The sequence below is a fragment of the Laspinema palackyanum D2c genome, from assembly GCF_025370875.1.
In the GTDB taxonomy this organism is placed as follows: domain Bacteria; phylum Cyanobacteriota; class Cyanobacteriia; order Cyanobacteriales; family Laspinemataceae; genus Laspinema; species Laspinema palackyanum.
The window spans coordinates 1-16,397 of record NZ_JAMXFD010000034.1 but is presented as its reverse complement, the minus strand read 5'-3'; the positions used below and the strand labels follow the sequence as shown (position 1 = coordinate 16,397).

Annotated in this window: 15 protein-coding genes; 8 read left to right on the top strand and 7 right to left on the bottom strand. The window is 47.6% G+C overall.

Translation table 11 applies throughout. From position 1 onward, the window contains the following. Window positions 1-7 precede the first annotated feature (7 nt). From NG795_RS25255 to NG795_RS25235, 5 genes are all read right to left on the bottom strand, one after another. Window positions 8-1,360: a restriction endonuclease subunit S gene (locus NG795_RS25255; RefSeq protein ID WP_367291367.1), complete on the bottom strand. Its 1,353-nt coding sequence runs from the start codon at window positions 1,358-1,360 to the stop codon at window positions 8-10. After that, window positions 1,361-1,606, bottom strand: coding sequence for a UPF0175 family protein (locus NG795_RS25250; protein WP_367291366.1), 246 nt, complete (start codon window positions 1,604-1,606; stop codon window positions 1,361-1,363). A gap of 265 nt (window positions 1,607-1,871) precedes the next feature. Then, entirely contained in the window at window positions 1,872-4,337 is a 2,466-nt protein-coding gene (locus NG795_RS25245; protein WP_367291365.1) for a type I restriction-modification system subunit M, read from the bottom strand. A gap of 427 nt (window positions 4,338-4,764) precedes the next feature. Beyond that, the gene (locus NG795_RS25240) at window positions 4,765-5,157 is read right to left on the bottom strand and encodes a hypothetical protein (RefSeq protein ID WP_367291364.1); all 393 of its coding nucleotides are present in this window, start codon (window positions 5,155-5,157) and stop codon (window positions 4,765-4,767) included. Continuing rightward, on the bottom strand, window positions 5,148-5,909 hold the full coding sequence (locus NG795_RS25235; RefSeq protein ID WP_367291363.1) for a ParA family protein: 762 nt from the start codon (window positions 5,907-5,909) through the stop codon (window positions 5,148-5,150). The genes NG795_RS25240 and NG795_RS25235 overlap by 10 nt, the downstream gene beginning before the upstream one ends. 261 nt (window positions 5,910-6,170) lie before the next feature. On the opposite strand from NG795_RS25235, the gene NG795_RS25230 reads away from it, so the two are divergent. From NG795_RS25230 to NG795_RS25215, 4 genes are all read left to right on the top strand, one after another. Continuing rightward, window positions 6,171-6,377: a hypothetical protein gene (locus NG795_RS25230; protein ID WP_367291362.1), complete on the top strand. Its 207-nt coding sequence runs from the start codon at window positions 6,171-6,173 to the stop codon at window positions 6,375-6,377. 226 nt (window positions 6,378-6,603) lie between these two features. Beyond that, window positions 6,604-7,170 carry a hypothetical protein gene (locus NG795_RS25225; protein ID WP_367291361.1) on the top strand — a complete coding sequence of 189 codons (567 nt, stop codon included), beginning with the start codon at window positions 6,604-6,606 and terminating at the stop codon, window positions 7,168-7,170. 84 nt (window positions 7,171-7,254) lie between these two features. Then, window positions 7,255-7,452 carry a hypothetical protein gene (locus tag NG795_RS25220; protein ID WP_367291360.1) on the top strand — a complete coding sequence of 66 codons (198 nt, stop codon included), beginning with the start codon at window positions 7,255-7,257 and terminating at the stop codon, window positions 7,450-7,452. Window positions 7,453-7,804: 352 nt separating this feature from the next. Further along, window positions 7,805-8,221, top strand: a complete 417-nt coding sequence (locus tag NG795_RS25215; protein ID WP_367291359.1) for a hypothetical protein — start codon at window positions 7,805-7,807, stop codon at window positions 8,219-8,221. Window positions 8,222-8,500: 279 nt separating this feature from the next. Here the strand turns inward: NG795_RS25215 and NG795_RS25210 are convergent, their stop codons facing one another. Continuing rightward, the gene (locus NG795_RS25210; RefSeq protein WP_367291358.1) at window positions 8,501-8,836 is read right to left on the bottom strand and encodes a hypothetical protein; all 336 of its coding nucleotides are present in this window, start codon (window positions 8,834-8,836) and stop codon (window positions 8,501-8,503) included. Window positions 8,837-9,361: 525 nt separating this feature from the next. Next, window positions 9,362-9,760 (bottom strand): hypothetical protein, encoded by a 399-nt coding sequence (locus NG795_RS25205; RefSeq protein ID WP_367291357.1) that lies wholly within the window; start codon window positions 9,758-9,760, stop codon window positions 9,362-9,364. Between the two features lie 369 nt (window positions 9,761-10,129). Here NG795_RS25205 and NG795_RS25200 point away from each other — a divergent pair, with 369 nt between their 5' ends. The 4 genes from NG795_RS25200 to NG795_RS25185 all read left to right on the top strand — a co-directional run. Then, window positions 10,130-10,372 carry a helix-turn-helix domain-containing protein gene (locus NG795_RS25200; RefSeq protein ID WP_367291356.1) on the top strand — a complete coding sequence of 81 codons (243 nt, stop codon included), beginning with the start codon at window positions 10,130-10,132 and terminating at the stop codon, window positions 10,370-10,372. 385 nt (window positions 10,373-10,757) lie between these two features. Next, entirely contained in the window at window positions 10,758-10,940 is a 183-nt protein-coding gene (locus NG795_RS25195; RefSeq protein WP_367291355.1) for a hypothetical protein, read from the top strand. 429 nt (window positions 10,941-11,369) lie between these two features. Beyond that, window positions 11,370-14,273, top strand: coding sequence for a DNA primase family protein (locus tag NG795_RS25190; protein ID WP_367291354.1), 2,904 nt, complete (start codon window positions 11,370-11,372; stop codon window positions 14,271-14,273). A 1,102-nt stretch (window positions 14,274-15,375) separates the two neighbouring features. Next, window positions 15,376-16,397, top strand: a 1,022-nt coding sequence (locus NG795_RS25185; RefSeq protein ID WP_367291353.1) for a hypothetical protein, incomplete at its 3' end; no start/stop codon positions are given.

Genomic DNA, 16,397 nt, shown 5'->3' with positions numbered 1-16,397 from the left:
GTTTAAATTAGGCTTTATCAAATGATAGCCTTGTCCTCCCGGTTAACAGTTCCTGCATCATTCCCTGTTTGATGGCTTGGGTTTTGGTGCGGCGTTTTTCTAAGGCTGTGATTTCGGTGTCTATGTCGGAGAGGACTTGGGCGATGGCTTTTTGTTCTAAAACCGGAGGTAAGGGAACAGCAATTTCCAGAAGTTTACTTGGGGATGTATGTTTAACCTTCGTTCCAGCCGCCGTTTCTTTTACCTTTAAACGAAATTTTGTAAAGTTGAATAGATAGTATAAAAATCCCAGGGCAATATTAGATGAAATTGGCTTAATTCTTCCTATTCTTTGGTTATGAAGATAAGTTCCCGATGAGGGAATAAAAGCAACACTTCCTAGTAAACCTTCAGCTTGTTCAGTCATTGCTACAATTAAATCGCCAGACTGAAGTACATAAATATCTGGCAGCGGTCCATCATAATATTTTTGTTTTTCTCCTATTTCTCGAAAGCCCCCCTCTTCGTAGAAGTTACCTGGAGTAGTTAAATTATATAAACCCTGTGAGCAGAAATATCGACTTTGAAATCCAAAGCCGTGAGTTATTACAATCTTGTCTATAAGAGATTCACATTCCCAATCTTCAGGAATCACGCCAATGTCAGTTTTTTTATAACCCTTGCCCTCGCCAAACCCCGGCAGGCGCTTCTTACCCGTGAGGAGTTGCTGCATGGTGGCGGTTTTGATGTGGCGCTTTTTGGCGATGAGCTTATCCAGGGCGGCAATTAGGGCATCTACGTCCGATAGGGCTTGGGCGATCGCTTTTTGTTCTGGAAACTTAGGGAAAGCTAACTTTAATCCCCGAATTGTATCTAAGTTTAGTCCTGCTTTTGCCCCTTGATCTGTTGCTTCTCTAAATAAACGTTGGACATTTTCACTAGCTAAAAAATATGCCACATATTTGGAATCAGCATTGTCTACTTCAATCCGTACTAAAGAAATATGCTGGTTTATATATGCAGGATTGGGAATAAAATCATTTATATAACCAATAATTCCAATATCTGCTGTTATAGAGATTAAAATGTCTCCATTTTGTAGTTTAGTTCTTTTCCCCTCACTCACTCCTTTTGGCAAATCGACCAGTTTTATATCTTGGAGATTCAAGTAAATGGATTGTCTATTCAGATTCGTGATTCGGATAAATAATTCACCAAATTTTGAGTAATATTTAGCCCACCCCCGAGAGCCACTTGTTACATAGGGTTCTAGTTCTCCAATGCTAATCGATTCCCAATCTTCAGGAATTACCCCAACCTCCGTATGCTTGTATCCTTCGGGCAATTTTTTTATATTTATCGAATATTTATAATTACTCATTTACACCCAACCTTTTTCCGTCAAATGTTCGATATCTTCCCGCAATTCAGCCACATCATAATGGACGCAAATGCCCCTATCCGCAATCAAGCGCTGAAAGCGAATCTGAGACATATTTAGCAATTCTGCCGCTTTTCCAAGGCTAACCTTGAACTGCTGAAAAAGCAGCAAAACAAGCTCAACCAAAAGCTCATCCTCTGACAAACCACTCGCTTTTATAATCTCATCAGAAATCACTAAACTCATCTTTCTACCTCTTTTATCCATTATCCATTAATTCCACTCCAACCCCATCCTCCTTAAATGCTCATCCACCCGACTCGACAACGCCTCAACCTCCTCCACCCATTATTGTCAATAAGTATTTTTACTCAATAAAATGTATTTTGTGGTCGGATTTGGAGCCGACATATATAGAAAAAGCCACTTTTCTATATATATTCCCGAAACGTCTATAGATTTTAGCTATTTTTGAGATATAAGAGATTTGAAGGCTCCCCATTATTTATCATCAATTCCACTCTAACCCCATCCTCCTTAAATGCTCATCTACCTTACCCGATAACGCCTCAACCTCATCCACCAACTGAGGCAACGGTTCCGCATAGCGTTCCTCTAAATCCTTCACCCGATTCGCCAACTGCTGCGTCATCCGCTCAATCTCTGCCGAAATTGTCGCCTCTAGGGTAGCTTCCCATTTATCCTCCACCAACAACACCTTAATCTCATCCTCAGTCAACTTTGGATACTTCGCAAACACCGCCTTATCCAGTGCCTCTTGAGTGTCCTTAACCGCCTTTTTCTTCTCGGCCTCCAAGTCAAACAACTCCAAACATCGCTCCAGCACAGCTAACTGTTCCCCCTCAACGGATGACTCATCCTCATCAAAAATAGATAGCTGCTTAGTCGTTTCTCCGATTAATTTTTTGAGGTTCGTTTTCGTCACATTTCCCTTATCACTTTGGGCATCCGTCAAAGCCCCCTCCTCCCCGGTATGCTCCTCAATCAGTGCCTCCAACTCCTGAGTAATGGCATCACAATCTGCCTGCAACTCATCAAGATGCTGCTGCTTATCTGCAAAATATCGCGCCACAATCAGCCCGGGTGGGATTAAATCCGTTTTATATTTTTTCTTCCCAATGGTTAAATCTACCGTTTCTTTCAGTTTCTCGCCCTTTTTAACCACCAACTCCCGCAACCCTTTTCCCACTTTCCAGCCATCCTGCACCAGCAAATAGACATCATCCTGCATGGTTTCCGCCCAGTAGTCCATCAATAGCTGATAAATGTCATACTTATCCAGCAAATCAGCTTGAGCAAACCGCGCCAGCAGGTCCTCCGCTAGGCTTTCAATCAGCACCTTGGGTTTATCTCCAATGGCAATCTCCTTGAGTCTCCCCTGGTGATGCTTGCGCCAATCCTGATACAGGGCTAAAGTCTTCTGGGTAAAGGCTGTAAATTCTGGGTGGTTGAGAATCGTCCCTTTGACTTGGCTGGCTTCTACTAAACTCTGACTATATCCTGGGCGCTGACTCGGGGCAAACAAGGCACTCCGCATCTGGGGAAATACCTTCCAGTAATCCTCTAAAGCATCAATATCCGCGTTAGGGATGCCCCCATTCAGGTGGGCGCTCAGGTCGTGGATGTCTTCCGGTTCGCTAGAGTCAATATAACGGGGGATATTGAGGTTGTAGTCGTTGGCGGCAATTTCATCCAGACTCACCATCCGACTGTACCGAGGGCATTCAATTTGATTGTTGAAGACATCCACAATTTTATGGATATCCTGACTCCGCAGGCGGTTCTTATTCCCATCTTTCATGAACCCCTTGCTGGCATCCACCATGAACAACCCCTGGCGCTGCTGGGCGCTTGCTTTGTCTATGACGATTATACAAGCGGGGATACCTGTGCCGTAAAACAGGTTAGGCGGTAACCCGATGATGCCTTTGATATAACCCTGGGTGACCAAATTCTGCCGGATACGCGCCTCGGCATTCCCCCGAAACAACACCCCATGCGGCAAAATTACGGCAGCTTTGCCGGTACTTTTCAGGGATTTGAGAATGTGCAGCAGAAAGGCATAGTCCCCATTTTTTCCAGGGGGAACGCCATACTCAAACCGCTGAAATTCGTCGTTGGTAAGGTTGACCCCGTTACTCCAGGATTTATAGGAAAAGGGCGGGTTGGCAACGGCAAAGTCAAAGGTTTTTAAGCTGCCATCCGGGTTTTTCCAGTAGGGGGAGGAGAGGGTGTTGTCTTTGCGAATGTCGGCGGTGGGGTTGTTGTGCATGAACATATTCATGCGCGCTAAGGACCAGGTGGAGTTGTCCATCTCCTGCCCATAAATGGTTAATCCATTGGGCGCTTCATCTGCTACTTTCAAGAGGAGGGAACCGGATCCACAGGTGGGGTCATAGACGGTAGCATCCTGCCGGGTTTCTGGGGTGATGCCTACGACTTTGGCTAAAATCCGCGAGACTTCTGCGGGGGTGTAGAACTGGCCCTTGCTTTTGCCGGAGTCGGTGGCAAAGTGGCGCATCAGGTATTCATAGGCGTCGCCAAGTAAGTCGTCTCCTTCGGCGCGGTTGGCGCTTAAGTCCAATCCGTCAAAGATTCCGACTAATTTGGAGAGGCGATCTATCATTTCTTTGCCTTTGCCGAGTTTATCTTCATCGTTGAAGTCGGCAATATCTATGGCTCCTTTTAAGTCATTTTCTTCGGCTAGTTTACTAATGACTTTGTTGATTTTATCCCCGATTTCTTTGTCTCCTTTGAGTGTGGCTAATTCATCAAAGGATGCGCCTTCAGGAACGAAGATGATTCCATTGGGGTCTCCGGCATATTTGTCGGAAATGTATTTTAAAAAGAGTAAGGTGAGGACGTAATCTTTATACTGGGAGGCATCCATGCCGCCTCGCAGTTCATCACATCCGGCCCATAAGGAGCTATAAAGTTCGGTTTTTTTAATAGCCATTAGAGATAGTTGTTGTTTTAATTGAAGTCGGTTTTAGGGGAGGGTTAGGGAGTGATGAAAATAAAGCGCAATCCTTGAATAGGGCAAGTTTGGGTTGAGGGTGGAGTCTGGGGACTCTGTAAGGCCCCTGAGTATTATCGCATCTGGACGGGGAAAAAAGTTGCAAGGGCCTATTTTGGGGGCGGCGAGACTGGGGCCACAGTGTCTCGCGGTTGGAGAAGGGGTCCGGCGCTGGTTGTCTCTGTTAACCCTGGGGGAAGAGGGTTGAAGGCAGGGGAGGCGATCGGGCTAGGGGTTGAAAGATCTGGTCCTCCCCCAGATTTCTTGATTCTTGATTCTTGATTCTTGATTCTTGATTCTTGATTCTTGATTCTTGATTCTTGATTCTTTAATTCCTGCAAACGTCCCACCTACAAGGGTTCTGGCTTTATTCCATCTCCTTTAATTTAAGCTCAAGACCCTCAAGAGCCTCCTGTAAGCCCTCAACGGACTCAATTTCTGCCCAGTCAACTGGCATTGCTTTAAACATTTCCAGGGCTGCCTGTACCCAGACTTCCTTGGGAATCTTCTGCCCATGCTTGCGTTTCCCCTGCTTGAGCAAATCGTTAAGCCAGTCGTTAATCTCAATGGGTAGCCGCAGGTTGACGGATTCCCTCTCGGCTTTTTTCAAGAATCTTGATTCTTTATTCTTGATTGTTGAATCTTGATTCTTGATTTCTTCACTATCCTCTACCCTGTCGGAGGTGGTTTTGCTGAAAATGCCTTGATTGAGCGGGTTGCCGCCCAAAACGGCTCGTTGCTTTTTCTTACTTACTGCCATTGGCAAACCTCTTCTATTAATGCTCGATATGCTTTAGCTCCTGCTCCTTGGGGGTCGTACTCAAATATGGACTGCCCATGAGAGGGGGCCTCCCGCAGCTTGACGGTTTCAGGGATGACGGTCTTAAACATCTGCTGACCAAAGTGGTCCCCTAAGCATTGAAATACCTCTTTGCTGAGGTTGTTGCGCCCATCAAACCGGGTCGCTAAGACGCCTGCAATCCGAATCGGGTGATCCAGGTGTTCTCTGACCAAGGTCAAGGCCCGCTCAATTCCCTGGATGCCCAGCAACCCGAGGTAGCTCATATCTACTGGGATGAGTGCGCCCTCGGCAGCCATGAGTGCATTGATGGAGAAGACGCCAATGTTGGGGGGGCAGTCGATAAGTACCCAGTCATACTGGTCCTGGACGGAAGCCAACACTTTCCGCAGGAGCAGTTCTCGACCCGGGCGGCCTGATATGGGGATTTCTTCTTCGGCCAGCAGGATGTTGGATGGCACTACGTCCACGCCTTCGGAGGTGGGGATGATGATTTGGGATAGGGGGACTTTATGTTGGAGGGCATCTTTTAACTGTTTCTCAAGCTGCCATATCGGGATACCCAGGGCGGCTCCTGAGTTGCCTTGGGGGTCGATGTCTACGAGCAGCACTTTGCGATCGCGGAACTGGACGAGTCCGGCAGCTAAGTTGTAGGCGGTGGTGGATTTGCCAACCCCCCCTTTCATGTTGAATACAGCGAGTTTTTGGGTCACGGTGGTGGTAAGGGATTCAGGGTGGGAATAGGGGATATAGATTCTTGAATATAGATTCTTGAATGTAGATTATATATTCTTTAATCAAGAAAGTAAATGCGCGAGGGTCCGGAAAAAACTTTGTTGTCTGGGAGCCGGTGGTCCGGTGAACCCGTTTACTTGCCAGGGTAGGAGGTTGGTCGCCTGGGGAGATTGGGGTGCCGAATTTTGGCTTGAGACCTTTGCGCCTGTTCCCAAAATTATCGCCAGAGTACCTGCAAGTTGAGGAGGAAACCGGAATCCACCCGCACCCAAAAACTGAAAATCAATCTCGCTGAAATCAATACTGATAAATTGCCTCAACAGCTAGAACTCAAGTATCGCGCTATTCACGATGCTGTGAAAGAATTGGACAGTATTCGCGATATCCGCCAAATGTTCATTGGTTTCCAGCGATACCTCTATGAGGAGGAGGATGCTATAGCATGAGCAGTCTAAGGCTATGAAGAACAATGCGATCGCCTCCTTTGACGACGACCTACCAGGCTCCAGTACGCACCGGCTTCCAGGGGTTTGGTTTTCCAAACTGCCGGTGCTGAAAGTTTAGGAGAAAACGGATATCGGACTGGCGGGTGATCGGTACGATAGTCAAAAACCCAGCCTTACTACCTCCCCAAAAATAAGTTGATAAATTGAAGGAAGAGAGGAAACTAAAATGAGTGTGATTTTACCCCGTATAGGTGTAACAAATTGCTTCAGAGCAATAGCTTTACTTGAAAATTGTACAAAACATATTGTTGGTAGTTTTTGGCTAATGGCTCGCTATGGTTTTGATACAGAAGACATTCCCGAATGGTGGATCAATATTGTCAACGAAGAAAACCAAGCAGAAGCTATTATTGAGGCTTATGATCGAGGGGCCTTTGAAGGAGAGCATCAGAACCCCTTATATTTAGGATTTTGCATTATAGTAGTTGCGGACCCATCAAATCCGGCTATGCTTTCTTATGTTATTCAACACCTAAGAATGTTAAAAGGAGAAGGAATCAGCTTATTAGAAATAATGGCTGAACATGATATTCCAGCACATACAGAAGTTTACTATCCTGAACATTTTTTATGGGAAAGATTGGGAGAAAAAGGTCCAGCTTATCAATTTTACAAGGAAGACATCAGACGATGGAATAGTCAATTTTGGGAAGATTATTGTAACTACTTATTGGCAAATCATGGCGACTATATGCTTGAAATATATTGGCAAAACCTAAAAAATAACTTTTGATAGATTGTAAAATTTATAGCCCATCTAATTTCCTCTATTTCATTAAATCGAGAACTGTTATAAGTCTTAACCTTAACAGTTTCCATGACTCAACCTGATTGCCTCAACCTCCTAAACACGGATTATGCCAACCTCATCGCCATTGACTACGACCCCCACCTAGAACGTCTGATGAGAGCGGCGGGGGAATCTTCCCTGGATGTTGTGCTGCTGACCCGGTTGTTGGGACTCGCTCAGAAACTGCTATCCCCGAGGAACCCACCCAGAAGCAGCAAAAACTAGAGATGAACCGGAAGCAGTTTGTCCAGAGGATGAATTTCCCGAGGTTGATTCCCAAGAAATGATGCAGCCTAACTGGTGCTACCGACAGACGCCCTCTATTGGGAGGAGTCTTTTTGATTTCCGACCCCGATCCAATTTAGGCAGAAATTAGGATGGGGCGCAACCGGATTCCTAGTGCGCTGCTGCCAAAAAACGGGGCAATTTAGGATGCACTCTGACTAAGCCCATTCCCTCTCGGTGAGGGTCTTAGTTGCGATTGCCATAAAAAAACCCCTCACTGAGGGGGTTTCAATTACTTCACTTTCTCCAGCAATGCCCGGTCCCGGTTGCGCCATCCCCTCAAAAACACCTTTTGGTCCGGCGCTTCCCTTACCCGAAAATCCCGGAATTCGAGTCGCCACTGAGCGATCGCCTTACCCTCGAAGGGTTGCTCACCATCGGGGGAATCGGTCGCTCCTTCGATGCCCTCGAAGGGTTGCTCACCATCAGAGGCGATCGCCCTGCCTTCTTCTGGTTGTTCACCGGGGGGGGAATTGATGGGTTTATCACCATCTTCGACGATCGCCCTGCCTTCTTCTGGTTGTTCACCGGCGGGGGAATTGGTGGCTTTTTCTCCCTCGGAGGCGATCGCTTTTTTGAAATCTGCCTGGGCGCGTTGGGTTACTCATTGGATGAGGGATGCCTGACTTGCTTGCGGGACGGTGACGAATCCAGTGCCGGTGAATCGGTCGGCTTCTGCCAGCTATGCAGGTTGGATATTCCAGTTTAGAGGGAGGGGTTGCCAACCTTGTTCGAGATTGGATCACACCTGCCACGCTAGAAGCTCATGGATTCATCTATTTTTGCATTTAATACTGCCGCCTAAATTGGGACGATTTTTGGTCGCAGCGCATCATTATTCCTAATACGCCCTGTTTCTATTTGGACATAAATGAGAGAGGAGTCGCAATTTGGGCAGCGAAACCTGTGAACGAGTGATTTTAGCTGCACTTTTAGGCAAAAAAAATCCCCTCAACTGGGAGGGGATGGACGAGATTCTCGCTAGAACTCAGAAGCGTTTGCCGATTTTTTGGATTTCCTCGGCATGGAATTGGGCCAACAACGCCAGAAGTGCCGTGAATGGGCAAGGAATATTTGAGAAGGTTAGGCCGGGACCCCATTTATCGATACGCGACTCTAAGATGGTTTCGCCGGTGAACTGACTTAAAACTGCCGCCAAAAATCGGATACACCGCGACCGACGGCCAGACCGAGCATTGAGTTTGTCACCGGGATGACGCAACGGTAAAAATCGGTCACAAAATTCTTCAGGGTTCATGGTGACCCCGACGGGTTGGCTTGGCTTTTGCAGAGATTGATTGCTCCGGTTGGATATTGCGTACATAGAAAAATCTCCTGATTTTATGGGAATGATTAGCGGATATTTTTGGGGGTAGCTTAGGATTAATGACCACCTCCATACCTCACCTGCAAAGCCTTTATGTGGCTTGGGTGTTAGGCAGTTATTGGAGAGTTGAGAAATTGTTGATGGCTTCTGACTTTTACGTTGGAGGCTGTTCAGTCCAGTTGGACATAAAACACCTCTAAAGGAGACCATTTCCCGACCGCCAAACCATCTCGAATCCAGCGAGGGGCAAGGCCCAAATAAAATAGCGGGATAAGGTGGCCCTTATCCCGCGCTATAGGTGATCCGATTTTTAGGTGAAGTACCTCACCGGGTCTTCTGAGGTCCGGTGAGGCACTTCCGGGTGAATGGTGTTGTTCGTTAGGGCAGGTAAATTAGGGTCCTGGTGTCACTGGGGTCGAGGAGATCGCCGAAGGTCCGAGCGACAGTCGAACAGTCTCGAAGTTGAGGTTAGAAATGAGAGATATGCAACTACGAGGGTGAGTAGAACATCAAAAAAAACACTCATGCTAGGGCCTCCTGAAATTCGCGGGACTGCATCACCATCTCCCGAACTTTGGCGTTTTCCATGTCTCGCAGTCGGATGGAGGCGAGGGCGGAGGCCCAAGTGCCGAGTCCGATCCATTCTTCTACTGTCATTGAAACTAGCCAAAGGGATTCACCCACTGGGAACCCGTCGAATGGTTCGTTACAACCTTCGAGGTTAGTCAGCGACATCCCAAAACCAGCCATACCCTCACTCCGACTGGCTTCTAGGGCTGCATACCCGGAAAGGGAGACCAGCCGCAGAGCATCATCCAGAGTGAGGGATGCGCCGTTTTGAATGTAAGGGTAGAGCTTGTCGGATGCCTGCTGGCAGTAGAAAGACAGGCACTTGGGGACGGAATTTGATAAGTTAGTCATGGTGAAACAAAAAATAAAAGGCTGAACGTTACGGCCAGGGTGTTGGTAGCACCCCAGCTAGACCGATACGGTCATGAAAATGATTATTCGGTTGTCAATGTTCAGTTCGTGGGGGGAGTGATCTCCCCTAAAGGTGGGACCCTGGAGCTTTCGGGCTATGGGGTCTCGTTTTTTTGTGGAATTCCGAGGTGATCTCCGCGAGATAACTTTGATCAACCGGGTTGCATCCGGGAGTTTCTGGGGGTACTTTCGGTCCCTTAATGATTACACTTGTAGCAGATATTTTTATATATGTCAAGATTTCTTTGACGTTTATCTCAATTAAGCGGACAATAGACTTGAATCACGCGATAGTGGAGAATAAAGCAGATGATGTCAGCAATAGCGAAAACCTTGATTAGATGGCGCTTACGGGAGTTGATGGCTAGGCAAAAGGTCAGCGTGATAGCGATCGCAGGAGCTATGGGGGTCTCCCGTGCTACTGCATCAAAAATCAAAAATGCAGATCTCATGCCGAGCAACCTTGATCATGACAAACTAAACGCTTTGTGTCGTTACCTGGGAGTCACACCCTCCGATCTTTTGGAGTACGTGCCGGATGAATCCGCCTAGCTAACCTGTGATCGCTTCCGTCGCTGACCCGCGCCAAAAGGTTACTATTCTCCCGATTCGTTGCCCTGATAAATTCAATACACGAGGCTATATTATTACCATCAATCAGTAATGTACGGGGGTTACTCAGAGAAAAGAAATAATTTAAGTCATGGAGTGAAATCTATTCGCTGTAAAAGATGCACGGATTAAATCGAAATAAAATTAACTAAGTTGCTATGAAACAGAAATTAAAGCGATGTTGTTTAAACTAAAGGGTGTAATTAACTCATTGAGTTGGTAAAAAAGATGAAACATCCAACTATTCCACTCAAAAAGCACCAGATGGAGACCCGATTCACTCAGATGGACTGAAATTTTTCAGAGTGAATCCCCAGGAGCGATCATGCAACTCGACCCATATCGGCTGATTTATGCGAATACAGCCGCGAACCGAGCACCCCTCTGGGCGAAATTCTCCGAAGCCGATCGCCCTCGCTACCTTCTGGCCCTATTCCGGGATGGGGTCTACTCGGATCGGGTTAAACTGGCTGATGGGGGTGCGGTGGCGATCAAAAAAGCTCAGTAAAAACCTGAAGTTTCGCCAGGTACACCGGGTTTACACAACAGAGGTTAAAGTTTTTATGAGGTTTTAATTCTAATAAATTCTTAATAGGAATCAATTTTCAGCCCGATAGCTGGCAACGGATACGAGCGCCAGCCATCTTGTACAGCTTACAAAGAGTGAAGCGGTAAAATATAGGGTCGGCTGAACCAAACTAACGGCGAAGCTATTAACACCCTTCGCTAATTCAGTGATAGAATTAATCTATAAAAAAAAGAGGTCCCCCGCGCTTCCGGTTGTTTCCAGCAACCGCCGCAGAGAACACCCCACCAAAAAATACCAACAGGTATTACAAACAAATTCTGAGTTTATCTTAGCACTAAAAGATAGCCAGAAATGATTGAGGGGAAATGAAGAAGTGTGAGGGACCCCTTCCACCATAAAGGAGGCCCCATGAATAACTCAATCCTAGCAGAATCTACTCAATCCACGTCGGGTTACGAGAGTTCAAGCGATCGCCAGTTGGTAGATCTCAGCCAATACGCAGATCGCCTCACGCCCACCTCCACAGGAAAATATGAATGCCCGGTGTGCGGGGGAAAAAACTTAAGTTACAGCCGCACCGAGCCTACCAAATTCAAATGTTTTTCAGGGGATTGCGACTCCCTAGAGATCCTCAAAGCCATCGCCCCAGAACGCTTTGAGAAGGATCAAGCCCACAAGACCATCCAGCGCTCGCCTGCTAAAAAAGCGAAACCCGCGCCTATCCCCGAATCGGGAGAGTTAGCCCGACTACAGTGCCAGCCGACTCCACCTCAGAAGCATCGGGATAGCAAGGGAACTCATACCACCTACCCTTACAGCGACACCCAGTGGGTGATCCGATTCGACCCCGCCAGCGGCAACAAAAAGCGCTTTACCCCTTATCACATCAACGAAGCGGGGCAAACTATCGCGAAAAAGGGCGACAAGCCGTGGCCCCTTTATAAGGAAGAGGAAGCAATTGCCGAAGGAACAGGGAAATGGATTCTCTGGGTTGAGGGAGAGAAATGCGCGGATGCTTCTCGTTGGCTTCAGTTTGTGACGGTCACCCCTTCAGGAAGTGCATCTACGGGCGAAATAGAAGCCGCAATTCTCAGACTCCAAAAGGCCGGGATTGCAGGGATTGCCCTGATCCGGGACATGGATTCCACAGGGGAAAAGAAGGCAGAGAAGATAGCCCAAATCTGCCATCGGTGGGGAATCCCAGTCATAGATCTGGCGGATTATCTTGACATCCCCGACAATCAAGATATCGCAGACTTAGTGAAGGCAGAGATGGAGAACCGAGAGGAACTAATTAAAAAACTCAACAGGGCATACGGGCAAGCCCTGGGAGAGACTCGCCAGCTAATCGAAAACTTGCCTGACAACCACGATGGCAAAAAGCCTCAAAAGAAAAGCGCCAGCGATTATGCACACGAATTGTTTGACGGATGGCGCGATCGCCTAGCATGGGACATCCAGGCAGGCGAGTGGAAGTGGTACGGAGTCGAGAAGCCCGGATTATGGTCCCGGTGCGATGTGGTGGAGGTCCATGCAGTCATCCAGGGTTGCCTAGATCGTCAAGGGAAAAGCTATGGAGCCGGACTGGTAGCATCCATTGAGCGGCTGATGCGGGCCAAATTTAAGGTTAAAACATTCGATGCAGACCCCAAACTTATCCCGTTTGTTGACGGCGTTTTTAATCTTCAGAGCAACTCATTTGGCGAACACGCTCCCGGATACCGACTAACTTGGCAGCTACCCCGACGGTATCACTCACCGGAGGCTGGAGACTTTGGTTCGATCGCCCAATGGCTTGACTTCGTGACCTATGGCGATCGCAACAGGCAGCGAATGATTGAGTGTTTCATCGCCGCCGGGATCCGGGGCATGAGCCACCTGCACAAATTTTTGTTTCTCATCGGCAAAGGTGGGACAGGGAAATCCACTTTAGTGCGCCTGATTGAGGCGATCGCCGGTGAAGACAATTGCTGGAATGGCACGATCGCCGGACTGTCGGACAAGCATGAAATTATTGACCTGCTAGGGAAACGGTTCGCGATCCATGATGATCAGGATGCGATCCGCTCTTGTGGTCTGTCCGAGTTCAAGAAAAGCACCGGAGGGATGAAACTCCGAGGGCGACACCTCCATCAAAACCCGGTAGAATTCGCTCCCACTGCCTTGCACGTCGTCACCGCCAACTACCCGATATTTCACGGTTCGGAGAGCCAGGGAACATGGCTATCGCGGCGGATTATCACAATGGCGTTTGATCGCGAGGGCGGCCCAGAGGTGCAAGCTCTTGAACGAAAATTTAAGGCTGAATTACCGGCCTTCACCCGCTATCTGCTGTCAATTTCCTCCGAGGAAATTGAGGCGACGTTGCGCGGCGGGGGAAATGATGTAGCGATGTCCCCTGCATTCTGGGAGAGCAAGCTCAGGGATTCACTCCCAGCCTGGGTCAATGATCATCTCATCTTAGATCCATCCGCCAAAATCCAGGTGGGTGCTAATTGTGACGAGTGGAAGGCAGAGGCGTACAACCCAGAAGCATCCACTCTATTTGGTGCTTACAATCACTACTGCCGAGGGGCCGGGGTGAAGTCAGCGCTGAACCTTACCAATTTCACCCCTACCCTCAAAGAACTTTTCGAGTCACTGGGTTGGAATATCGAGGTGAAACGCTCCTCTAAGGGTCGATATTTTCAGGGCATCCGGTTGAGAAGGGAAGATGAACAGTCCCCGACGGTGCTAGAAACATTGACATCAACAGTGCTGAGTGTCGGGTCTAATGTTGGGTCTAGTGTCGGGTTAGTGTCGAGTACAGAATCCTTGCTGGGCAAGGATAGTGTCGGGTATGTCGGGTTAACTTCAACTATAGGGGAGTTAAAAAATGAAGAGGTTAACCCATCTTCCCCGCAAGATGAAAAAATCAAAAATACAGTGGTATATGAGGACGGACAACCCAACATCCCCGACACTATCTCCACTGGGCAGGGGTTTCAACCCGACACTCCACCCGATATCCGACCCGACACTCCACCCGACACTGAGCTTGGTGACGAGGAGGTAAGCCCTGAACCAACACCACGTCATCTAGCAATGGAAGCTCACTCTTTAGTACAAGAACTGGTTGCTCAAGGGGTAGCAAGCCATCAGCAGTTAACAGGATTTGTCAAACAGCGCTATGGGAAGCTAACTAAATTCGCAATGACCCGAGAGGAGTTGGAGGATTTGATCCGGCTGTTAAAGCTGTATGGTCCGGCTATCTGCTCTCGTGTCACCGGCGAGTTCAACCCACCGACTCAAATCCCGCTAGACCTCGGGTGATTCCTCTTCGTGGCTGCCACCCACGTTGCGAGGTTTGACCAAAATCGCTGAAATGACTTCAACCCGTTCGGAGCCTTACCTCCTTACCAGGTAGGGGTTCAGCTTTTGAGTTCTCCCTTTCAGATAGTCGGTCTGGCGACAAAATCTATGAGCATCGCAAATCGCTTCTGGACTCTGCTCAGGATTCAGAAGCGATCGCCTCGTCTCAACCCACCCCTCCCCCGCCGCCCAAATATGAGATTGGCGATCGCATCGAAGCGCCGTACATTGACCAGTTCACCTGCGAGGAGGAAGTCCGGGAGGGCGAGGTCCAGGGAGTGCAGCGAGACCGGCTCATGGTCCAGTTCATCGTTAGCTGAATAGCGCTTGCCTGGAATGCTTGCCGAGCGATCTTGTTTATGGTCGGCGATCTGCTTGTGCCAGCTTTTGTGTCTATGCGGAACTCGTTGAGTTGTAGATGATGAGTAGATCCAGACTGCTCGGTTGACTATCGAAGGTGATCGCTCACCTTGCTTGGAGTGGATCTAGGCTGGAATAAGTGCCAGTGCGTTTCGAGTCCGAGGCTCTGCGGCGATTGGTTCCAAATTGTCTCGGGTTGGTCAGTGGCGATCAGTTCCGAATTTGCTGGCGGCAGGTGGCTCTGAATCGGTCAGGGTCAGTAGAGTGGTTTACGGCGATTGGCTATGAAGGAGGTCGGGAGTAGTTTGCATCTCGGTTAGTGGTGCTTGCAGTGGAGGTAATTTTTGCCACAGGGGTACTTTGGGCAGTTGAGAGAAAGCCTTAAAATAGTAGCCTGTCATTTCCACTATCTATTCAACAAACCTGCTCTACCTTTGGGTCAAGAAAAAATACTTATTATTAAGCTTGAGTCTATGTTTAGTTTTTTAAAAATCTTAATCTATTTTACCTAAATCAGAAAAAGAAAGCTAGAATTAAAAAATTCAGGGTTCGCTACTTTTTCAGACAGTCACGACCTAGATCCCCTGTTCGATAAATTTTAAGGAGTCACCTGTATTTCATCTTCAGGTTGGGGTAAGTGGCTGGATGTGCTTGAATGTCTACTACATTGTTTAGCTTAAGTAAGTTCTCAAGTCTTACGCTTATGAAAGTTTATCGCCGTATTCTAGGGAGTCTTGTTACATTTTCACTCACCTTTTTTCTGGTTATCAATCCTTTAGGAATAGCTAGATTTACGACAAAAAAAGTTGATGCTCAATCCTCCCCTCGTCCATACGTTGTACTTGTAAACGGTTATCAAGACTGTTGTGTTTGGAATCGCCAAAATCGGGGGATATATATGGGGACAGTTCTTAGAGAACTTGAAAGACGTGGAGCAGAGTTTCGATTAGTGCCCTGGGATACTTTTAGAGATGGTGCGGGTCAAATAAGCAGCACTTCTAATGATGCTGCTTTCCTCCGAGAAGCGGCTGATTTCATCAATAACAGACTGGAGCGAAATCGCCCGCTAGTTTTAATTGGACATAGTTTTGGGGGTGACTCTCTTCTTAGCCTGGCTCCTCGAATTAATAGAAGTATTGAATTTTTGGGAGTCATCGACCCTACAGCTGCTGGGGGTTTGCGCGAACCTGTAACTCGTCGTGGAGTTCCATCGAATGTAAATTACTTTTTTAATAGATGGCAAGAAAATGCTGTTGCATCAGGGAACTTAGTCCCGGTGGATAGCAGACTTGTTAACGGATCTATATCTCGGTGCCAAGCTAAAAATTGTGATCAGCAAGAACAAAGCTTGGCTCGAAACGAAGACGGATCTGAGTTTAGAATCTCGTGTGAAAGTTGGGAAGTTACTTGTCCAGGTTATCGACCCTGGCCTTCAAGATCTAATGGAACTAAGGCAAAACGTCTTGCTCATAATGATATGCCATCCGATGCTTATCTACAACGTCAAATGGCGAATGCAATAAATAGTGCGATTTCTAGTCCATCTGCCTCAGGCATTGATAACAATGGCAGGTTTATTGTAAATTCATTGTCTGGCAAGTGTATCGATGTAGCTGGTGCTCCCGGCAATACGAATGGTGCTGCACTTCAACTTTGGGACTGTGAAACATCTGGGCGTAATGGTGATAATGGCTCACAGACAGATCAACGGTGGTCATTAACCAG